15 protein-coding genes are annotated in these 19766 nt (G+C 60.3%); 9 read left to right on the forward strand and 6 right to left on the reverse strand.

What is annotated here, in order from left to right:
- Positions 1–108: 108 nt before the first annotated feature.
- The gene (locus ACM6IN_RS00475) at positions 109–1410 is read right to left on the reverse strand and encodes an ATP-binding protein (protein WP_414915165.1); all 1302 of its coding nucleotides are present in this window, start codon (positions 1408–1410) and stop codon (positions 109–111) included.
- A 4-nt stretch (positions 1411–1414) separates the two neighbouring features.
- Positions 1415–2116 carry a response regulator transcription factor gene (locus ACM6IN_RS00480; RefSeq protein ID WP_007912171.1) on the reverse strand — a complete coding sequence of 234 codons (702 nt, stop codon included), beginning with the start codon at positions 2114–2116 and terminating at the stop codon, positions 1415–1417.
- Positions 2117–2381: 265 nt separating this feature from the next.
- Here ACM6IN_RS00480 and ACM6IN_RS00485 point away from each other — a divergent pair, with 265 nt between their 5' ends.
- From ACM6IN_RS00485 to ACM6IN_RS00520, 8 genes are all read left to right on the forward strand, one after another.
- Positions 2382–3539, forward strand: a complete 1158-nt coding sequence (locus ACM6IN_RS00485; protein ID WP_007912173.1) for an efflux RND transporter periplasmic adaptor subunit — start codon at positions 2382–2384, stop codon at positions 3537–3539.
- Between the two features lie 15 nt (positions 3540–3554).
- Complete coding sequence (locus ACM6IN_RS00490) at positions 3555–6653, forward strand: multidrug efflux RND transporter permease subunit (protein ID WP_414915166.1); 3099 nt, start codon at positions 3555–3557, stop codon at positions 6651–6653.
- Positions 6654–6794: 141 nt separating this feature from the next.
- A complete protein-coding gene (locus tag ACM6IN_RS00495; protein ID WP_414915167.1) occupies positions 6795–7436 on the forward strand; it encodes a DUF1345 domain-containing protein in 642 nt (213 codons plus the stop codon).
- Positions 7437–7577: 141 nt separating this feature from the next.
- On the forward strand, positions 7578–8606 hold the full coding sequence (locus tag ACM6IN_RS00500) for a LacI family DNA-binding transcriptional regulator (protein WP_414915168.1): 1029 nt from the start codon (positions 7578–7580) through the stop codon (positions 8604–8606).
- 174 nt (positions 8607–8780) lie between these two features.
- On the forward strand, positions 8781–9563 hold the full coding sequence (locus tag ACM6IN_RS00505) for a sugar phosphate isomerase/epimerase family protein (protein WP_007912182.1): 783 nt from the start codon (positions 8781–8783) through the stop codon (positions 9561–9563).
- Complete coding sequence (locus ACM6IN_RS00510) at positions 9556–10599, forward strand: sugar kinase (RefSeq protein WP_007912184.1); 1044 nt, start codon at positions 9556–9558, stop codon at positions 10597–10599. The genes ACM6IN_RS00505 and ACM6IN_RS00510 overlap by 8 nt, the downstream gene beginning before the upstream one ends.
- Positions 10600–10658: 59 nt before the next feature.
- Positions 10659–11957 (forward strand): MFS transporter, encoded by a 1299-nt coding sequence (locus ACM6IN_RS00515; RefSeq protein WP_007912186.1) that lies wholly within the window; start codon positions 10659–10661, stop codon positions 11955–11957.
- A 13-nt stretch (positions 11958–11970) separates the two neighbouring features.
- On the forward strand, positions 11971–12948 hold the full coding sequence (locus ACM6IN_RS00520; protein WP_414915169.1) for a 2-hydroxyacid dehydrogenase: 978 nt from the start codon (positions 11971–11973) through the stop codon (positions 12946–12948).
- A gap of 143 nt (positions 12949–13091) precedes the next feature.
- On the opposite strand, the gene ACM6IN_RS00525 is transcribed toward ACM6IN_RS00520, so the two are convergent.
- The gene (locus ACM6IN_RS00525) at positions 13092–14279 is read right to left on the reverse strand and encodes a pyridoxal phosphate-dependent aminotransferase (protein ID WP_414915170.1); all 1188 of its coding nucleotides are present in this window, start codon (positions 14277–14279) and stop codon (positions 13092–13094) included.
- A gap of 232 nt (positions 14280–14511) precedes the next feature.
- On the opposite strand from ACM6IN_RS00525, the gene ACM6IN_RS00530 reads away from it, so the two are divergent.
- On the forward strand, positions 14512–15243 hold the full coding sequence (locus ACM6IN_RS00530; protein ID WP_414915171.1) for a hypothetical protein: 732 nt from the start codon (positions 14512–14514) through the stop codon (positions 15241–15243).
- Between the two features lie 69 nt (positions 15244–15312).
- Here ACM6IN_RS00530 and ACM6IN_RS00535 read toward each other — a convergent pair whose 3' ends face one another.
- The 3 genes from ACM6IN_RS00535 to ACM6IN_RS00545 form a co-directional block, all read right to left on the reverse strand.
- Entirely contained in the window at positions 15313–16938 is a 1626-nt protein-coding gene (locus ACM6IN_RS00535; RefSeq protein WP_414915172.1) for a methyl-accepting chemotaxis protein, read from the reverse strand.
- A gap of 290 nt (positions 16939–17228) precedes the next feature.
- Positions 17229–18368, reverse strand: coding sequence for a glycerate kinase (locus ACM6IN_RS00540; RefSeq protein ID WP_414915173.1), 1140 nt, complete (start codon positions 18366–18368; stop codon positions 17229–17231).
- A 246-nt stretch (positions 18369–18614) separates the two neighbouring features.
- Entirely contained in the window at positions 18615–19736 is a 1122-nt protein-coding gene (locus ACM6IN_RS00545; RefSeq protein WP_007912197.1) for a sugar diacid recognition domain-containing protein, read from the reverse strand.
- Positions 19737–19766 lie beyond the last annotated feature (30 nt).

Genomic DNA, 19766 nt, shown 5'->3' on the forward strand with positions numbered 1-19766 from the left:
GAGCGAGCCTGCTCGCGAAGGCGGTATGTCAGCCAAGTATGCGTTGACTGACTCGACGCTTTCGCGAGCAGGCTCGCTCCCACAGGGATATTTTCAGCGTCATGTGGCTCAGGCGTTATTGGGCAACCACAACCGGAACCGTGCCCCGCCCAGCGGGGAGGACTCTACGGTCAACGTGCCGCCCTGCGCCTCCAATGCGCGGCGGCTGATCGCCAGGCCCAGGCCAAACCCGCCGGTGGCGCGATCACGACTGCGATCAAGTCGATAGAACGGCTCGAAAATTCGCTCCCGCTCGTCATCGGGAATGCCGATGCCGTCATCATCGACCCAGATCTCGCAGCCCGCGGCATTGACCTGCACGCCAATCTGAATGCGCTTTTCGCAATAGCGCATGGCGTTGCGCAGCAGGTTCTGGATTGCCCGCGCGGTCAGGCGTGGGTCGAGGGAGAAGCGTTCGAGCTGACCGTGCAGCAACACGTCGATAACGATCTCCGGTGATTCCAGCTCTTCATCGACACTGCCCAGAATGCTGTCGATGAACTCGTCCAGCGACACCTCGACCTGCTCCGGCAGTTGCGCCGGGTTCTGCAAACGGCTGTAGGAAAGCAACTCCAGCACCAACTCATCCAGCTCGCGAATGTGCGCGACCAGTCCCAGCAAGCGCTCGCGGCTGGCGGTCGGCAAGTCATCGGACAGGGCCAGGGCCAGGCCAAAGTCCAGACGCGTCAACGGCGTGCGCAGTTCATGGGACACGGCGTTGAGCAAATCGCGTTGTTGGTTGAGCAGGTTTTCGATGTCGCCGGCCATGGTGTCGAAAACATTGGCGAGGCTGCCGATGTTGGAGCTCTCGGCGATTTTCGTGCGTTCGCTCAAATGGCCTTTACCGAAGCGTTCGGCGGTGCCTTTGAGGCGTTCCAGATCACGCCAGTGCGGGCGCAACCACATCAGCAGGCAGGCGAGCAGGCTCGCGCCGATCAGCACGTTGATACTCCAGTACAACAGATTGACGTCCATCGGATCCGGCGGCACGACCATTTGCACAGCGGTGGTGTCATCCAGCGGCGTCACCGCCAGCGTGCGCCAGCCCCAGTCGCCGATACGCACAACGTTTTCGCCACGGCGCAGGCGCTGCTGCTCGATGGCAGTGAACTCGGCATCGTCGATGCGCGCCAGGACGATGTGCAGCGGCTGGAAATCCTTGTCCATCGACGCCGCCAGCGCCGGCCACTGCTCATGCGGCACTGCATGAAACTGGCGGGTAATCAGCGATTGCAGGCCGCGCGAATAGTCGAGGTTGTAGGTGACGAAGCGATCGCGGAACGCCATGACCACCAGATCCGGCACCAGATAGATCGCCGCGCTGTACGAGACGATCGTCACCAGATACAGGCGAAACAGGATGCGAAACATCAGCTCAGCATTCCCACTCGGAACGGCTGAACAAATAGCCCTTGCCCCACACGGTCTTGATCTTGCGCGCTTCGCCGGCGTGGTCGTCGAACTTGCGGCGCAGCTTGGAAATCGCCACGTCCACCGAACGGTCAGTGCCGTTGAATTCGATACCGCGCAGGCGTTGCAGGATCTGATCGCGGCTTAACACTTCGCCGGCGTGACGGGCCAGGACCACGAGCAGGTTGTACTCACCGCTGGACAACTCGACCGGTTGATCACGCCAGGTCACGGTGCGCTCGGACAGGTCGATGCACAGATTGCCCATGAGGATGCGGTCATTGGCGGTCAGCGGTTCGCCGAGGCTGCTGCGGCGCAACAGGGTGCGCACCCGTGCCAGCAACACGCGCGGTTCGCAAGGTTTGGTGACGTAATCGTCGGCGCCCATTTCCAGGCCCAGAACCTGATCGTGGCTGTCGTCGCGGGCGGTGAGCATCAGGATCGGCAATGTCGCTGAATCGGCACGCAGTAAACGGCAGACTTGCAGGCCGTCGAGGCCGGGCAGCATCAGGTCGAGAATCACCAGATCCGGCGGATTGACCCGCGCCCGTTCGCGCACGTGGTCACCACGGCCGATCACGCTGACGGAATAACCGTTGCGCTCCAGGTAGCTGGAAATCAGTTCGGCGAGGGCGGTGTCGTCTTCGACCAGGAGGATGTTGGGCATGGGTGATCCAGAAAGTGCTGTGGCGACTGATAAGGCCCATTCGCGAGCAGGCTCGCTCCCACACTTGGAATGCGATTCCTTGTGGGAGCGAGCCTGCTCGCGAAAGCTGTCTATCTGTCGCAATAAATTTCAAGACCTGAAGGATATACGCCCTCGCCCATCCCTGAGCAAAACCCTTACACAATTTCACACAGCGCCTACAAAGCTTCACCGCTAATCTCGGCGTCTGCCCGTAGGATGCGGACATCAATATTGGGGGTTGTACATGTCGAACAAACTGCTGGCCGGGCTCGGCCTGATCGCGATGGCGCTGACACTGAGCGCCTGTGATTCGTCCTCGAAGGCAGAGGATCAGACGCCACCGGCCACGGTGCGCATCGAGACGATCGAAGCGCATCCCCTGACGCTCAGCAGCGAACTCAGCGGCCGCATCGCCGCGCCGCGAATTGCCGAAGTGCGCGCACGGGTGGCCGGAGTGGTCTTGCAGCGCACCTTCCGCGAAGGCAGCGACGTGAAAAAGGGCGACGTGCTGTTCCGCATCGACCCGGCACCGTTCAAGGCTGACCTCGACAGCGCCGAAGCCGCCCTGCGTAAGGCCGAGGCCAATGCGTTCCAGGCCAAACTGCAAGAGCAGCGCTATGCCCAGTTGATCGATGACCAAGCCATTAGCGGCCAGGACTACGACAACGCCCGCGCCAATGCCCGGCAAACCGCCGCTGACGTTGCGGCCAACAAGGCTGCCGTCGAACGCGCAAAACTGAACCTCGGTTACGCCACCGTCACCGCGCCGATTTCCGGGCGTGTCGGTCGTGCACTGGTCACCGAAGGCGCACTGGTCGGGCAGAACGAAACCACACCACTGGCGCTGATCCAGCAGCTCAACCCGATTCACGCCGACCTCACCCAGTCGACCCGTGAACTCAACGAACTGCGCCGCGCGTTCCGCTCCGGGCAGTTGCAGGAAGTCGGCCAGGATCAGGTCAAAGCCACGCTGATTCAGGATGACGGCAGCCTTTATCCGCTGCCGGGCAAATTACTGTTCAGCGACATCACGGTCGACCCGGGCACTGGCCAGATCATCCTGCGCAGCGAATTCCCCAACCCGGACCTGGATTTGCTGCCGGGCAGTTTCATTCGCGTGCGTCTCGAGCAGGCAACCATTCAGAACGGCATCACCGTGCCGCAACGCGCCGTGCAGCGCGACAGCGCCGGCATTGCCCAGGTGCTGACCGTCGATGAGCAAATGCGCGTCGCCGAGCAACCGGTGCAACTGGGCGCGGTGCAGAACAATCGCTGGATCGTCACCGGCGGCCTCAAGCCCGGCGACCGCATTGTCATCGAAGGCCTGCAACATGCCCGTCCCGGCGAAACCGTGCAGATCGACGACACCCCTCTTCCACTTGCCCAGACCTCTGGTCAGTAAGCAGGACGCTTTTCTATGCCGCAGTTCTTTATCGACCGCCCGGTGTTTGCCTGGGTCGTCGCGTTGTTCATCCTGTTGGCCGGTGCGCTGGCCATCCCGCAGTTGCCGGTGGCGCAATACCCCGACGTCGCCCCGCCGCAGATCGAAATCTACGCCGTGTATCCCGGCGCCTCGGCGCAGACCGTCGATGAAAGTGTGGTCAGCCTGATCGAGGAAGAGCTCAACGGCGCCGATCACCTGCTGTACTTCGAATCGCAGAGCAGCCTCGGCAGCGCGACGATCAAAGCCACGTTCCAGCCGGGCACCAACCCGGAGCTGGCGCAGGTCGATGTGCAGAACCGCCTCAAGGTCGTCGAGTCGCGTCTGCCGCAGGCAGTCAATCAACAGGGCTTGCAGGTCGAAAAAGTCTCTTCCGGTTTTCTCCTGCTGATCACCCTGACCTCCAGCGACGGCAAGCTCGATGACGTGGCGCTCAGTGATTATCTGGCGCGCAACGTGATGAACGAGATCAAGCGTCTGGAGGGCGTCGGCAAGGCGCAGTTGTATGGCGCCGAGCGGGCCATGCGCATCTGGATCGATCCGCAGAAGCTGATCGCTTTCAACCTGACGCCGGCTGACGTCAATGAAGCCATCGTCGCGCAAAACGCTCAGGTCTCCGCCGGCAGCATCGGCGACCTGCCCAATCCGTCGAACCAGGAAATCACCGCGACCATTCTGGTAAAGGGTCAGTTGTCGACGCCGCAAGAGTTCGCCGACATCGTGCTGAAAGCCAATCGCGACGGCTCGACCGTGCGCATCGGTGACGTCGCGCGGGTCGAAATTGGCAGCCAGGAATATCAGTTCGGCACGCGCCTCAATGGCAAGCCGTCCACCGCTGTCGGCGTTCAACTGTCGCCGGGCGCCAATGCGCTGAACACTGCAACGCTGGTGCGGGCGAAGATGGATGAGCTGGCGCGCTACTTCCCGGCGGGCGTGGAATACAAGATTCCGTACGACACCTCGCCGTTCGTCAAAGTCTCGATCACCAAAGTGGTTTACACCTTGGGCGAAGCGATGTTGCTGGTGTTCGCGGTGATGTTCCTGTTCCTGCAGAACGTGCGTTACACGCTGATCCCGACACTGGTGGTGCCAGTGGCGTTGATGGGTACATTCGCGACCATGCTCGCGCTGGGCTTCTCGATCAACGTGCTGACCATGTTCGGCATGGTGCTGGCCATCGGCATTCTGGTCGACGACGCGATTGTCGTGGTGGAGAACGTCGAACGGATCATGGCCACCGAGGGCCTGTCGCCCAAGGAAGCCACGCGCAAGGCGATGACGCAGATCACCGGCGCGATCATCGGCATCACCCTGGTGCTGGTCGCGGTGTTTATTCCGATGGCGTTCATGCAAGGTTCGGTCGGGGTGATTTACCAGCAGTTCTCGCTATCGATGGCGACGTCGATTCTGTTCTCGGCGTTCCTCGCCCTGACCCTCACGCCGGCACTGTGCGCGACACTGCTCAAGCCGATTGCCAAGGGTGAGCATCATGAAAAGTCCGGGTTCTTCGGCTGGTTCAACCGCCGCTTCGAGCGCCTGACCGATCGTTATCAGGGCTGGGTCGGCTATGCGCTGAAACGCAGCGGTCGTTATCTGCTGATCTACGTGGTGCTGCTGATCGGGTTGGGTCTGTGCTTCGCGCGCCTGCCCTCTTCGTTCCTGCCGGTGGAAGATCAGGGTTACACCATCACCGACATTCAACTGCCGCCCGGCGCCACCAAGAATCGTACGGTGGCGGTGGCTGAACAGCTTGAGGCGCATAACGCCGGCGAGCCAGGGATCAGTGACAGTGTGGTGATTCTCGGTTTCAGCTTCTCCGGTAGTGGCCAGAACGCGGCTTTGGCATTCTCGACGCTGAAGGACTGGTCACAGCGTGGCAGTGATGATTCCGCCAGCTCGATTGCCGATCGCGCCAACATCGCGCTGAGTGAAATCAAGGACGCCATGGCGTTCTCGGTACTGCCACCGCCCGTGGATGGCCTCGGCACGTCCAGCGGGTTCGAGTTCCGCTTGCAGGATCGCGGTGGTCTTGGCCATGCGACCTTGATGCAAGCGCGAACTGAACTGCTCGCGGCCGCCGAGAAGAGCAAAGTGCTGATGAACGTGCGTGAAAGCGCACTGGCCGAAGCGCCGCAGGTGCAATTGGTCGTGGATCGTAAACAGGCCAATGCCCTGGGCGTCTCGTTTGCCGACATCGGCAACGTGCTGTCCACTGCGGTCGGCTCCAGCTACATCAACGACTTCCCCAATCAGGGGCGCATGCAGCGCGTTGTCGTGCAAGCCGAAGGTGATCAACGTAGCCAGGTGGCCGATCTGCTGAAAATGCACGTGCGCAACAACGCCGGGCACATGGTGCCGCTGTCTGCATTCGTACAGGCCAACTGGATTCAGGGCCCGGCGCAGTTGACCCGTTACAACGGCTATCCGGCGATTGCGATTTCCGGTGAACCGTCAGCGGGGCACAGTACCGGCGAAGCCATGGCGGAAATCGAACGTCTCGTTGCACAGGGGCCGAAAGGTCTGGGTCAGGAATGGACCGGCCTGTCGTTGCAGGAACGCTTGTCTGGCAATCAGGCGCCGATCCTGCTCGGTCTTTCGCTGCTGGTGGTGTTCCTGTGTCTGGCGGCGCTGTACGAGAGCTGGTCGATTCCGACTTCGGTGTTGCTGGTGGTGCCGCTGGGTGTGCTCGGCGCGGTGCTGGCGGTGACGTTGCGCGGGATGCCCAATGATGTGTTCTTCAAGGTTGGCCTGATCACCATCATCGGTCTGTCGGCGAAGAACGCGATCCTGATCATCGAGTTCGCCAAGAGCCTGTATGACGAAGGTCACGACCTGATCGATGCAACGTTGCAGGCGGCGCGTTTGCGTCTGCGGCCGATCGTGATGACGTCGCTGGCGTTCATTCTTGGCGTGGTGCCATTGGCCATTGCCACCGGCGCCAGCTCGGCGAGCCAACAGGCGATCGGTACTGGCGTGATCGGCGGGATGATTACCGCAACGCTGGCGGTGATCTTCGTGCCGGTCTTCTTCGTCGTGGTCATGAAACTCGTACAACGATTCACCAAACCCCACTGATCCAAACTGTGGGAGCTGCCGCAGGCTGCGATCTTTTGACTTTGCTTTTAGAAGATCAAAAGATCGCAGCCTTCGGCAGCTCCTACAAAAGCAGGGTTGCGTACGCTATGGTGCAGAGACAGTTCACCAACGTGAGTCCCCATGCGCTTCCTCGCCCGCACCCACCCTCGCCTGTCTGCCGCCGCCCTCCTCGGCCTTGCCACCGGTCTCCTGGTCCCCGCCGATTCCATCGTCAGCAAAATCCTCATCGGCTGGAACGCTGGCGTCTGGACTTACCTGATCCTGATGTTCTGGCTGACCGTGCGCGCCAAGGCCCCGGACGTCAAACGCATCGCTGAAGTCGAAGACGAAAATGCCGGGCTGGTGCTGTTCGTGGTGTGCATCGCCGCGCTGGCGAGTTTGGCGACCATCACCTTCGAGCTGGCTGGCAGCAAGGACCTCGAAACCACGCGCAAACTGCTGCACTACGGTTTCACCGGGCTGACGGTGATCGGCTCGTGGCTGCTGATCGGGGTGATTTTCTGCGTGCACTACGCCAGGTTGTATTACACCTGGAATGGCAAAGAGCCGGCGTTGCGCTTCGCCGAGGGGCTGACTACCCCCAACTATTGGGACTTCTTGTACTTCTCCTTCACCATCGGCGTCGCCGTGCAAACTGCAGATGTCGGCGTGGCCACCCGCGATATCCGCAAAATCGTACTGGCGCAATCGTTGATCGGCTTCGTGTTCAACACCGCGATTCTGGGATTTTCGATCAATATCGCCGCGGGTTTGTTCGGCTGACGCGATCCCGCCCGTCGGCGACACAAAGACCGCTGGTGATCATTCACTTGACGGAAGATTTGTTTTTGGTGTTTCCTGAAACCGGTTTCAGCGCTGCATGCAGACGTTGAGCCTATAAATCCAATAACAAGGTTTCAGACCGTGAACGACTTCTCCGCCGCCCAGCGCAGCCGCGTGACCATGCTTGATGTCGCCGAACGCGCTGGCGTATCCAAAGCCAGCGTCTCGCGCTTCATCGGCGAGGACCGCGCCCTGCTCTCCGATGCCATTGCCCTGCGCATCGAGCAGGCCATCGCGGAACTCGGCTATCGCCCCAACCAAATGGCTCGCGGCCTGAAACGTGGGCGTACACGCCTGATCGGCATGCTGGTGGCCGATATCCGCAACCCTTATTCGATCGCCGTAATGCACGGGGTGGAAACCGCCTGCCGTGCGCACGGCTACAGCCTGGTGGTGTGCAACACCGACCGCGATGACGAGCAGGAACGCCAGCACTTGGCGCTGTTGCGCTCTTACAACATCGAGGGGCTGATCGTGAACACGCTGGGGCATCATCGCGACGAGTTGCACGAGTTGCGCCGCGAGATGCCGCTGGTGCTGGTGGATCGCAAGGTCGACGGGCTCGACAGCGACATGGTCGGACTGAACAACCCGCAAGCTGTGGAAATGGCGCTTATGCATCTGCAGCAACGTGGTTATCGGGATCTGATGCTGGTGACTGAACCCTTTGACGGCACCAGTTCGCGAATCGAACGGGTCAGCAGCTTTCAGGCACAGATTGCCCAGCGGTCGGCCCTGACCGGGGCGGTGCTGGAAACCGGCGACGCTCTGAACGCGCAACTTCAAACCTTTTTAAACACACCCGGTAATGGTCCGAAAGCGCTGTTTTGCGCCAATGGCGTAGCGGCGCTGGCTGCGACGACTGCGTTACGCCAAATGGGTTGCCGATTGTTCGAGGATGTCGGGCTGATTGCCCTAGATGATCTGGATTGGTATCCGTTGGTGGGCAGCGGGATTACCGCGCTGGCTCAGCCGACGCAGGAGATTGGTGCGCGGGCGTTTGAGTGTCTGCTCAAGCGCCTGCGTGGGGATGAGGAGGTGGCACGGGTGGTGGATTTTGCGCCGGTGCTGGTGGAGCGTGGGTCAACCCGTGAGGTTGGCGGTGTCTGAGCTGACGCTATCGCTGGCAAGCCAGCTCCCACAGGTTTAGAGGTGTACCAAGCCTTGTGTACGACCCGAACACTGTGGGAGCTGGCTTGCCAGCGATGAGGCCCAAAAGGACAACACAGAAACACCTGATATTTTTTTGAACAAAAATGAAACCGGTTTCAGAGGTCAATAACAATGAATAAACCCGCCGTTTCCATCAGTCTGTCCAGCTACGGCGCCGAGCTTGTGCGCCAGCGTGGGCAGGATGCTTTCATCGCTGTTCTGGCTGCGGCCGGGGCCAATCGCATCGAGTGGCGCGAAGAGCTGCTGACGCGTGAAGACCCTGCGCAACTGGCTCAGGCCTCCGAGGCGCAGGGCCTGCAAAGCATCTATTCCTCCCCCACCGAACTGTGGCTGGCCGGGCAGGCGCAGCCTAATCCCGAGTTGATCACCGCGCTGCAACAGGCCGAAGCATTCGGCTCAAAGTGGCTCAAGGTTTCTCTCGGCTACTTCACCGACACCAACGATCTGCAAACTTTGGCCGAGCGTTTGAAACGCAGCCCAGTGCAGTTGCTGGTGGAAAACGACCAGACTTTACACGGCGGGCGCATCGAGCCATTTCAGCGTTTCTTCGCTGCCGTCGAGCAGCACAACCTGCCAATCAAAATGACTTTCGACATCGGCAACTGGCAGTGGCAAGACCAGTCCGCCGCCAGCGCCGCCCGCCTGCTCGGCCGATATGTCGGTTATGTGCATTGCAAAGCCGTGGCCCGTCGCGCTGACGGCAAACTGGTCGCGGTGCCTCCCGCCATCAGCGACTTACACCTGTGGGAACAACTGTTGCGGCACATGGCCCAAGGCGTTATGCGCGCCGCCGAATACCCATTGCAGGGCGAAGATCTGGTGCAACTGACCAGCGAGCACGTCGCCGCGCTCGCCCGCCTCGGCCAATCCCGCCTGGAGCCTGCTCATGTCTGAGATCGATATTCTCTCGTTCGGTGAAACCATGGCGATGCTGGTCGCTGAGCAGACCGGTGATCTGGCCGCCGTCGAGCACTTCCACAAGCGCATCGCCGGGGCTGACAGCAATGTCGCCATCGGGCTTTCGCGTCTGGGTTTCAACGTCGCATGGCTGAGCCGCGTCGGTAACGATTCGCTCGGGCGCTTTGTGGTGCAGACCTTGATCAAGGAAGGCCTGGATTGCAGCCATGTCGATGTCGATAAACAACACCCGACCGGTTTCCAGTTCAAGTCCCGCAATGACGATGGCAGCGATCCGCAGGTCGAGTATTTCCGGCGCGGTTCGGCGGCCAGTCATTTGTCGCCGCAGTCGATTACGACCAATCTGCTGAGCGCTCGTCATCTGCATGCCACGGGCATCCCACCGGCGCTCTCAGCCTCGACGCGGGAGATGTCCTTTGAACTGATGACCCGCATGCGCAATGCCGGGCGCAGCGTGTCCTTCGACCCCAATCTGCGCCCAAGCCTGTGGGCCAGCGAGCGCGAAATGATCACCGAGATCAACCGCCTCGCCGCCCTCGCCCATTGGGTGCTGCCGGGTTTGAGTGAAGGCCGTTTGCTGACCGGTTTCGAAGACCCGGCGGACATTGCTGCGTTTTATCTCGATCAAGGTGCCGAAGCGGTGGCGATCAAACTTGGCCCGCAGGGTGCGTATTACCGAACGCATCTGGATCAGGGTTTTGTCGCGGGTGTGCCGGTAACCAATGTCGTCGACACGGTCGGTGCCGGTGACGGCTTTGCGGTGGGGATGATCAGCGCCCTGCTGGAGCATCAGGGTTTTGCCGAGGCGGTGCAGCGCGCGAACTGGATTGGCAGTCGGGCGGTGCAGAGTCGCGGGGATATGGAGGGCCTTCCGACCCGGGCCGAACTCTTCAGCGAATTTGAGGCCGCCATCGCTGGCAAGCCAGCTCCCACAAGGGTTGGTGGTGGAAATGCAATCTTTGACATACCCGAGATCCCTGTGGGAGCTGGCTTGCCAGCGATGAGGCCCTGACAGGCAACCGATTTATTGAACCTGCTGCGACAAAAACAACAAGCTCAGGAGCAAGACCCATGAAAACCGCAACCCTCGCCACCCGCCGCTGGTGGTACATCATGCCGATCGTGTTCATCACCTACAGCCTGGCGTATCTCGATCGCGCCAACTACGGTTTTGCCGCCGCCTCGGGCATGGCCGAAGACCTGATGATTACCCCGGGCCTGTCATCGCTGCTCGGTGCACTGTTCTTCCTCGGTTACTTTTTTTTCCAGGTGCCCGGTGCGATCTACGCGCAAAAGCACAGCGTGAAGAAACTGATTTTCGTCAGCCTGATTCTCTGGGGCGGTCTCGCCACGTTGACCGGCGTGGTCTCCAATGCCTATTGGCTGATCGTCATCCGCTTCATGCTCGGTGTCGTCGAAGCCGCTGTCATGCCGGCAATGCTGGTCTACCTGTGCCACTGGTTCACCCGTGCCGAACGCTCGCGGGCCAACACTTTTCTGATCCTCGGCAACCCGGTGACCATGCTGTGGATGTCAGTGGTTTCGGGTTATCTGGTGCAGCATTTCAGTTGGCGCTGGATGTTCATCATCGAAGGCCTGCCGGCGGTGCTGTGGGCGTTTATCTGGTGGCGTCTGGCCGATGATCGTCCGGCTCAGGCGAAGTGGCTCAATGATCAGGAAAAGCAGGATCTGGAAAGCGCACTCGCTGCCGAACAGGTCGGCATCAAAGCGGTGAAGAACTACGCCGAGGCGTTCCGTTCGCCGAAGGTGATCATTCTCGCGCTGCAGTTTTTCTGCTGGAGCATCGGCGTTTACGGCTTTGTGCTGTGGCTGCCGTCGATCCTCAAGGCCGGCGCGCAAATGGACATGATCGAGGCCGGCTGGTTGTCGGCGCTGCCGTACCTGGCGGCGGTGATCGGCATGCTTTTGGTGTCGTGGGGTTCGGACAAGTTGCAGAAGCGCAAACGTTTTGTCTGGCCGCCGCTGCTGATCGCGTCCATTGCGTTTTACGGTTCTTACGCACTGGGCGCTGAACATTTCTGGTGGTCGTACACGCTGCTGGTGATTGCCGGCGCCTGCATGTACGCACCTTACGGGCCGTTCTTTGCCATCGTCCCGGAGATTCTCCCGGCCAACGTTGCCGGTGGCGCGATGGCGCTGATCAACAGCATGGGCGCGCTCGGTTCGTTCGGCGGCTCGTATCTGGTCGGTTACTTGAACAGCTCCACCGGTTCGCCCGGCGCTTCGTACCTGCTGATGAGCGGCGCGCTGCTGCTGTCGGTGGTGCTGACTATTTTTCTCAAGCCCGGCGCCAGTGATCGCGTCGTTGCCAAAGCCGTTGCCACGCGTGCCGTGCCAGCGCATTCCTGAAGAGACTTTTGCCATGAAAAAACAGGTCGTGTTGTACAAGAAACTTTCGCCCGCGCTGATGGCGCGTCTGCAAGAGCAGTGCGAAGTGACGCTGATCGACAGCCTCGACGCCGACGGTGTCATGCAACTGCGCGACGCCCTGCCCCGTGCCCACGGTTTGCTCGGCGCCAGCCTGAAACTTGATGCGGCGTTATTGGATCTGGCGCCGCAACTGCAAGCCATCGCCAGCGTCTCGGTGGGCGTCGACAACTACGACATCGATTACCTGAACCAACGCCAGATCCTCCTGAGCAACACCCCGGACGTGCTTACCGAAACCACCGCCGACACCGGTTTCGCGCTGATCCTCGCGGCTGCCCGGCGTGTGGTGGAACTGGCGAACATGGTGCGCAGCGGCCAATGGAGCCGCAACATCGGTCCGGCGCATTTCGGCACCGATGTACATGGCAAGACGCTGGGGATTATCGGCATGGGCCGCATCGGCGAGGCGCTGGCCCAGCGTGGGCATTTCGGGTTCGGCATGCCGGTGATCTATCACAGCCAGTCGCGCAAACCGGCGGTCGAGGCGCGATTTGATGCGCAATACCGCAGCCTCGAAGATCTGCTCCAGCAAGCTGATTTCATTTGCCTGACTTTGCCGTTGACGGCGCAGACCGAAGGCTTGATCGGCGCCGAGCAGTTCGCACTGATGCGCCCGGACAGCATCTTCATCAATATCTCGCGGGGCAAGGTGGTCGATGAGGCGGCGATGATTGAGGCGCTGCGTCATCAACGGATTCGTGCGGCGGGGCTGGATGTGTTTGAGCGTGAGCCGCTGAACCATGATTCGCCGCTGTTGCAGCTGAATAATGTGGTGGCGACACCGCACATGGGCTCGGCGACGCATGAGACGCGCGAGGCGATGGCGCGCTGTGCGGTGGAGAATCTGTTGGCGGCGTTGAAGGGAGAGAAGCCGGCGAATCTGGTGAATCCATCGGCCTGGCAGGGCTGAGATCTTCAGTGCCTGTTCTGGCCCAATCGCTGGCAAGCCAGCTCCCACAGGGTTCTCGAGCGGACACAAATATCATGTCCACCTCAAATCACTGTGGGAGCTGGCTTGCCAGCGATGGGGCCAGTGCAGGCAAGACAAAACCATCAAGCACTGCGCGCCTGTAAAAGCTGCGCCGCGCAAAGCGCAATCCGCGCACAGGCATCCGCCAGTTTCACCCGATCCAGCACCAGCCCGATGCGAATATGCCCCGCCGCACTCGGCCCGAACGCCTCACCGGCCAGCACCGACACGCCATAACCCTCCAGCAACCGCTCGGCAAACGCCTGGGCGCCCAGCCCGGTCTGACGCACATCAACCATCACAAACATGCCGCCATCCGGACGGATCGGATACAGCCCCGGGCAACCCTGCAAACGTTCACACACCAGATCCCGGCGCAGGCGATATTCCTCGCGCATTTGCGTCACTTCCGGCAGGTCTGACTGCAACGCAATCTCTGCGGCTTTCTGCACAAAGTCCGGCAGGCCGAACAACATGCTCAGCGACAAATTGACTAAATGCTCGGCCAGCGATGTCGGCCCGATCATCCAGCCGATGCGCCAGCCGGTCATGGCGTGGGATTTCGACAGGCTGTTGATTGTCGCCGTGCGCTCGGCCATGCCCGGCAAACTCGCCGGGCTGACGTGCTGACCTTCATAGAGCAGTTCGCTGTAGACCTCGTCGCTGATCAGCCACAAGTCATGCTGCACGCAGAGCGCCGCCAGTTCCTGCCAGATCAGCAGTGACAGGCTCGCGCCGCTGGGATTGTTCGGGCTGTTGAGCAGCATGGCGCGGGTTTTCGGCGTGATCCGCGCAGCGACATCGAAGGGGTCTACGCGAAAGCCGTTTTCCGGGCGCACCGGCACCGGCACCACTGTCGCGCCGCAAGCGCCAAACACGCCTTCGTAGGTGACGTACATCGGTTCGGCGACAATCACTTCATCGCCTGGATCCAGCAGACATTGCGCCACCGAATACACCGCGCATTGCGCGCCGGGCATAACGATTACGTGGTCGGCTTCGACCGCTTGCCCGCTGCGCTGACGATGCCGTTCGGCAATCAGCTTGCGCAGTGCCAAACGACCGCGTACTTCGGAATAATGGGTATCGCCGGCCAACAAGCTGTCGATCGCGCCGTGAACAATTGGCAGAGGTGTATCGAAATCCGGATCGCCGATGCTCAGCAGCAGGATATCGACACCCTCGGCGCGCAACTCCAGCGCTCGGTCGTGAATCTGCCAGGCAGCGGCTCCCTCCCCGGCGATTCGTTGGGTCAAGGCTGAATAGCGCATGTACGTCTCCTGATGGCGCGGTCTCCAGCCTTCACCGTATCTCAAATCACGAAACGCGCCAGCCGTTTTGTCCGCAAGATGGATTTGAAGAAAAACTTCGTACTGTGCTCGATTTCCGGTCGGATGCCTACCTGTCAGAGTTGACAGTAGACCAACTTCAAGAACGCCCTCTTAATTAACCTGCGGAAACATTTGCAGGTCTTTCTTATCGAAACAACGGAGCGTTAAAACGATGACAAATCTTAATGAAGAAATTCACGAACTGGCCCCACCGGCAATCCCCGCCGCGTTAGTAAACTTCCCTGACAGTCAAATTAACTTGTTGCCATTGAGTGCGTTGGCAGCGCCCCTGCAATTATTGATTCAGAAATGGCCAGGTTCAGATAATCCACTAAACGTACCCGTAATATTGATACTGCTCTTAAACGGGGAGAGAGTGGCAAACTTTAATTTCGTGACGCCTATTGATCCAGCGCTTTTCCCATTTGCAGCCCATATCCCCGAGCACTACCTGCAAAAGGAAGGCGTACACCAGGTTTCATACATAGTGAATACAGCAGGGAATCCAGAGACGTCAGAGAGTACGCCTTTTACGATCGATGTAACAGCTCCAAACTACGGCAGTCCTGGAGAAATTGTACAGTTTCCGCAAGAGGTCATCAGTGACGGGATTACACAGAAGTATCTAGTCGAACACGGTGATGAAGTTTTGGTAACCATTCCCCGCTATCTGCAGCAACGAGCCTGCGACAGTATCGAATTTCACTATGGCTTACTTACGAATAGTCCTATCATCATTACAGCGGTGCATGACTCGAGCTCACCTACTGTTATCAAACTGAGTGGCGAAATTATCCGTGCATATGGCTCAGGCGATAAACTTGCTTTTTACAGGCTTGTAGATCGTGCAGGAAATAAAGGACCGTTCTCAGCTTACGAAAGTATTAAAGTAAACCTTTCTTGAAACAGCGATTTGTCAAAACGGGCTGAAGCAATAACCTGTTTCAGCCCACTTCAGACAATTCCGTATTTCTCAAATCACGAAACGCGCCACCATGGCGTTCAAATCCACCGCCAGACGCGACAATTCGTGGGTCGCGGCGCTGGTCTGGTTGGCCCCGGCAGCCGATTGCGTGGCCAGATCGCGGATGTTGACCAGGTTGCGGTCGACCTCGCGCGACACTTGCGCCTGTTCTTCCGAGGCGCTGGCGATGACCAGATTGCGCTCGTTGATCTGATGGATCGACTGGGTGATCTGCTCCAACGCCACACCGGCGGCGCGGGCCATTTCCAGGGTGGTCTGGGTGCGCTGGTTGCTTTGCTGCATCGACGAAACCGCTTCGCCGGTACCGTTCTGAATGCCGGCGACCATTTTTTCAATCTCTTGGGTCGACTGCGCCGTGCGATGAGCCAGTGCGCGCACTTCGTCCGCCACCACCGCAAACCCCCGCCCGGCCTCACCGGCGCGGGCCGCTTCGATGGCCGCGTTGAGCGCCAGCAGGTTGGTCTGTTCGGCAATGGCACGGATTACGTCGAGAACCTTGCCAATGTCGCGGCCCTGCGCGGCGAGACCTTCGATCATGTGCGCGGTGTTCTGCACGTCGTGGGTCATGGTCTGGATGGCGTCGACGGTTTTCACTACTTGATCGCGGCCTTCGCGGGCGGCGTGGGTCGACTGGTTCGAGGCTTCCGAGGTCGACACGGCGTTGCGCGCGACTTCCTCGACGGCGGCGGTCATCTCGTTGACGGCGGTGGCGGCTTGTTCGATTTCGTTGTTCTGCTGCTGCAGGCCACGGGAGGCTTCTTCGGTCACCGCGCTGAGTTCTTCGGCAGCAGCGCCCAGTTGCGTGGCGGAGCCGGCGATCTGCTCGATGGTTTTGCGCAGGTTGCTCTGCATGGTGGCCAGCGCCTGCAGCAACTGCGTCGCTTCATCCTTGCCATCGACTTCGATGACTTTGCTGAGGTTGCCGTCAGCAATGGTTTGCGCGGCCTGCACGGCACGGTTCAGCGGCGTGACGATGCTGCGGGTCAGCAGCCAGGCCAGTAGCACCGTGGCAACGGCTGCGAAAACAGCGACGATAATGATGCCGGTGATGGCGCTGTCATAATATTGGCCGGCCTGAATCGAAGCGGTCTTTGCATCGGCGGCGTTCATCGCTATCAGCTTGTTGAGCTGTTCGCCCATCTGGTCGGTGCCGTCCTTGATCCGCGTGTTGATCAGGGTGCGCATCTCGTCGAGTTTGTCCTGGCGCGACAGCTCCATCATCTGATTCTGCGCTTGCAGGTAGTTGTCCAGCGTGGTCGCGAAGGTCTGGTACAACGCCCGCTCTTCCGGACTTGCCGGTAGTGCGGCGTAACTGGCCTGGGCGGCGCGAACCTTGTCGACCAGAACGCCGATGCGGGTCTGCGCTTCCTGCAACCCGGCCGCTTCGCGGTTGACCAGCACGCGGAACGACAGAATGCGCAGACGCAGGACGTTTTCTGTCACTACGGCAAGTTGCGTCACGCTGGGAAGTTGCGTCGAATCCATCTCGACGGAGGCCTGCCGGATGATCGACATACGGTTGACGGCGAACACGCCGAGCACGATCACCAGCAAGGCGATAAAGGCAAAACCGAGGAAGGCACGGGGCGCGATATTGAGGTTACGCAGGGACATAGTTGAGCTCTCGAAAGATAGAAACTACGAGCGTCCATGCGTCATCACTGGCCCGAGGGGGGCGGGTCCAGTCCGGCGTCACTGTTTTAGGAAGTTATGTGCGCGCCTGTTAGCTGTATCGGCCAGGCTTGAGGAAGATTGCGGGTCAAGAGCAACTATTTTTCAGGGTGTTACAGCAATGAAACACAGTTGGTTGTTTTGTGTAGGAGCTGTCGAGTGGAACGAGGCTGCGATCTTTTGACGTTTAAAAGCAGTATCAAAAGATCACAGCCTTCGGCAGCTGATCAGGCTCAGCGGTCGATAGCGAGCTGCCAGACACGGGCGATGTCCGTCGCGCGTTCGCGCAACAGGCGCGGTGCTTCGGCGCAGGCCTGCTCCAGCGTCATCGGGCCGCTGGTCACGGCGAATGCTGCATCGATGCCGTGATCGTAGAGTTCTTGGTAATCCTCGCCCAACGTTCCGGCAATGACAATCACTGGCACATCATGCCGTTTGGCAATCCGCGCAACGCCGAACGGCGTCTTGCCACGCAAGGTCTGGGCATCGAAGCGCCCTTCCCCGGTGATCACCAGATCGGCACCTTTGACGGCTTCGGCGAGGCCGACCAGTTCGGCAACCACTTCCACCCCGGCTTGAAATTGCGCACTGAGGAAGGCCTTGGCCGCAAACCCCAAACCACCTGCCGCGCCGCTGCCCGGCTCATCACGAACGTCTTTGCCCAACGCTTGTGCGCACAGTTCGGCGAAGTGCCCCAAGGCCTGATCGAGTTGCTGCACTTGCGCCGGTGAGGCACCTTTCTGCGGGCCGAAAATCACGGAAGCTCCGTGCGGACCGCAGAGTGGGTTATTGACGTCCGCTGCGATATCGAAGCGCACGTGCGCCAGTCGCGGGTCAAGTTCGCTCAAATCGACACGCGCCAGTTGCGCCAAGGCCAAGCCGCCGGGTACCAACGTCTGTCCTTGCGCATCGAGCAACTTCACGCCCAACGCTTGCACCGCACCGGCGCCGCCGTCATTGGTCGCGCTGCCACCAATCGCCAGAATCACCCGTTGCGCGCCGGCATCCAGCGCTGCGCGAATCAGTTCGCCGGTACCGAAAGTACTGCTGATGCAGGCATCGCGCTGCCCCAGCGGTACCAATTGCAAGCCGCTGGCCTCGGCCATTTCAATGATTGCGGTGTGGTTGTGCGGCAACCAGCCCCATGCAGCGTCGACGGCTGTGCCCAAAGGGCCGCGCACGCGGGTGCGGCGCAGCTCGCCTTCGCACGCGGCAAGGATCGATTCGACCGTGCCTTCGCCACCATCAGCCATTGGGCATTTGACCAAGGTCGCGTGCGGCCAGACCTGAGCAAGGCCGAGGGCAATGGCTTCGGCGACGCCTTGGGCACTGAGGCTGTCCTTGAACGAATCGGGGGCGATGACGATCTTCATGCGAATTCTCCGGTTGCAATGCCCCTCATGCTGCCAGTCTGCCTGAGCGTTGACGCCGGTCCGCTGCACAAGTGGCGGGGGCGTTTATTGTTCATTTTCACAAAGACAGGGAAAGTGGCGGTGAATGTTCGGCCGCCATCGCTGGCAAGCCAGCTCCCACAGGGATTGTCGGTGAACACAAATGTAGTGAACACCATCAACCCTTGTGGGAGCTGGCTTGCCAGCGATGGCGGCCTCAAAATCACCTCATGCTGACAGATCTGTCTGGGGTAATAGCTGCACCCCAAGATACAGCGCCAACATTCCGTCCAGCCGCAACGGATCAACTCCACTCAGTTCAGCAATCCGCTCCATCCGATAACGCAAACTGTTGCGATGAATCCCCAACGCATCGGCACACGCCTGACTCTGGCCATCGTGCTCGCACCAACTGCGCAGCGTCGCCAGCAACTGGCCGTTGCCGTCCTTGGCGATCACCTTGCGCAACGGTTTAAGCAATTCGTCCAGCGCATCGTCATTGCGATGCCGCCACAACATCACCGGCAAGCGATAACGGTTCAACGTCAGCAATCGCGAGTGCGGCAACACTTCCCGGCCATAGGCGAGCAAATCACCAACCCGCCGATAACACCGACGTAACCCGGCCAGTCCATCGGCCTGCCCGCCCACGGCGATGCGCAGAATCTTCCAGCCGAGGCCGTCGAGCTTCTCCAGCAAGCGGTCGTGCTCGACGGTCTGATTCGCCGGGCGGCACCACAGCAGCGATGACTTCGCCGAACTCACGCACCAACTATCGGGATAACGCGACATCAGCCAGGCACTCAACGCCTCGACGGTTTGCCCCGGCCCATGTTCAAGGCCCAGCTCGAACAGATACGGCACCCGCGTCAGTTGCGGTTTAAGCCCGAGCTGCTGCGCTTCATCGACCAGTCGCGGCGAATCCCCCGCCTCGCTCAACAGCAGCGCGAGCAAATCATCGCAACGCTGGCGCCGCCATTGCTGCTCGGCCTGCTGATTGCGCTGGCCGACGAGCATTTCGGCGGTCATGCGCACCAGTTCGGCATACGTGCGCAGTTGCTCTGGCTCACCGGTGATGCCGAGCACGCCGATCAAACGCTGATCGAGCAACAGCGGCAGGTTGATGCCCGGTTGCACGCCCTTCAAATGCACGGCGGTCTGCGCGTCGATTTCGACCACGCGACCGTTGGCCAGCACCAGTTGCGCACCCTCGTGGCGGGTATTGATACGCTCCGGTTCGCCGCTGCCGAGGATCAGCCCCTGACTGTCCATGACGTTGACGTTGTAAGGCAAAATGGCCATGGCCCGGTCGACGATGTCCTGGGCGAGGTCGTGATCGAGTTCAAACATGATGGGCAAGATCCTTGAAAAACGCGGCAG

It is taken from the genome of Pseudomonas sp. IT-P395 (assembly GCF_949767675.1).
Lineage (GTDB): Bacteria > Pseudomonadota > Gammaproteobacteria > Pseudomonadales > Pseudomonadaceae > Aquipseudomonas.

Excerpts from the sequence above, each read along its gene's own strand:
- ACM6IN_RS00530 (WP_414915171.1), top strand. The coding sequence starts at position 14,512 with ATGACAAATCTTAATGAAGAAATTCACGAACTGGCCCCACCGGCAATC.
- ACM6IN_RS00510 (WP_007912184.1), top strand. The coding sequence starts at position 9,556 with ATGTCTGAGATCGATATTCTCTCGTTCGGTGAAACCATGGCGATGCTG.
- ACM6IN_RS00495 (WP_414915167.1), top strand. The coding sequence starts at position 6,795 with ATGCGCTTCCTCGCCCGCACCCACCCTCGCCTGTCTGCCGCCGCCCTC.
- ACM6IN_RS00485 (WP_007912173.1), top strand. The coding sequence starts at position 2,382 with ATGTCGAACAAACTGCTGGCCGGGCTCGGCCTGATCGCGATGGCGCTG.
- ACM6IN_RS00525 (WP_414915170.1), bottom strand. The coding sequence starts at position 14,279 with ATGCGCTATTCAGCCTTGACCCAACGAATCGCCGGGGAGGGAGCCGCT.
- ACM6IN_RS00535 (WP_414915172.1), bottom strand. The coding sequence starts at position 16,938 with ATGTCCCTGCGTAACCTCAATATCGCGCCCCGTGCCTTCCTCGGTTTT.
- ACM6IN_RS00520 (WP_414915169.1), top strand. The coding sequence starts at position 11,971 with ATGAAAAAACAGGTCGTGTTGTACAAGAAACTTTCGCCCGCGCTGATG.
- ACM6IN_RS00505 (WP_007912182.1), top strand. The coding sequence starts at position 8,781 with ATGAATAAACCCGCCGTTTCCATCAGTCTGTCCAGCTACGGCGCCGAG.
- ACM6IN_RS00490 (WP_414915166.1), top strand. The coding sequence starts at position 3,555 with ATGCCGCAGTTCTTTATCGACCGCCCGGTGTTTGCCTGGGTCGTCGCG.
- ACM6IN_RS00515 (WP_007912186.1), top strand. The coding sequence starts at position 10,659 with ATGAAAACCGCAACCCTCGCCACCCGCCGCTGGTGGTACATCATGCCG.
- ACM6IN_RS00540 (WP_414915173.1), bottom strand. The coding sequence starts at position 18,368 with ATGAAGATCGTCATCGCCCCCGATTCGTTCAAGGACAGCCTCAGTGCC.
- ACM6IN_RS00475 (WP_414915165.1), bottom strand. The coding sequence starts at position 1,410 with ATGTTTCGCATCCTGTTTCGCCTGTATCTGGTGACGATCGTCTCGTAC.
- ACM6IN_RS00545 (WP_007912197.1), bottom strand. The coding sequence starts at position 19,736 with ATGTTTGAACTCGATCACGACCTCGCCCAGGACATCGTCGACCGGGCC.
- ACM6IN_RS00480 (WP_007912171.1), bottom strand. The coding sequence starts at position 2,116 with ATGCCCAACATCCTCCTGGTCGAAGACGACACCGCCCTCGCCGAACTG.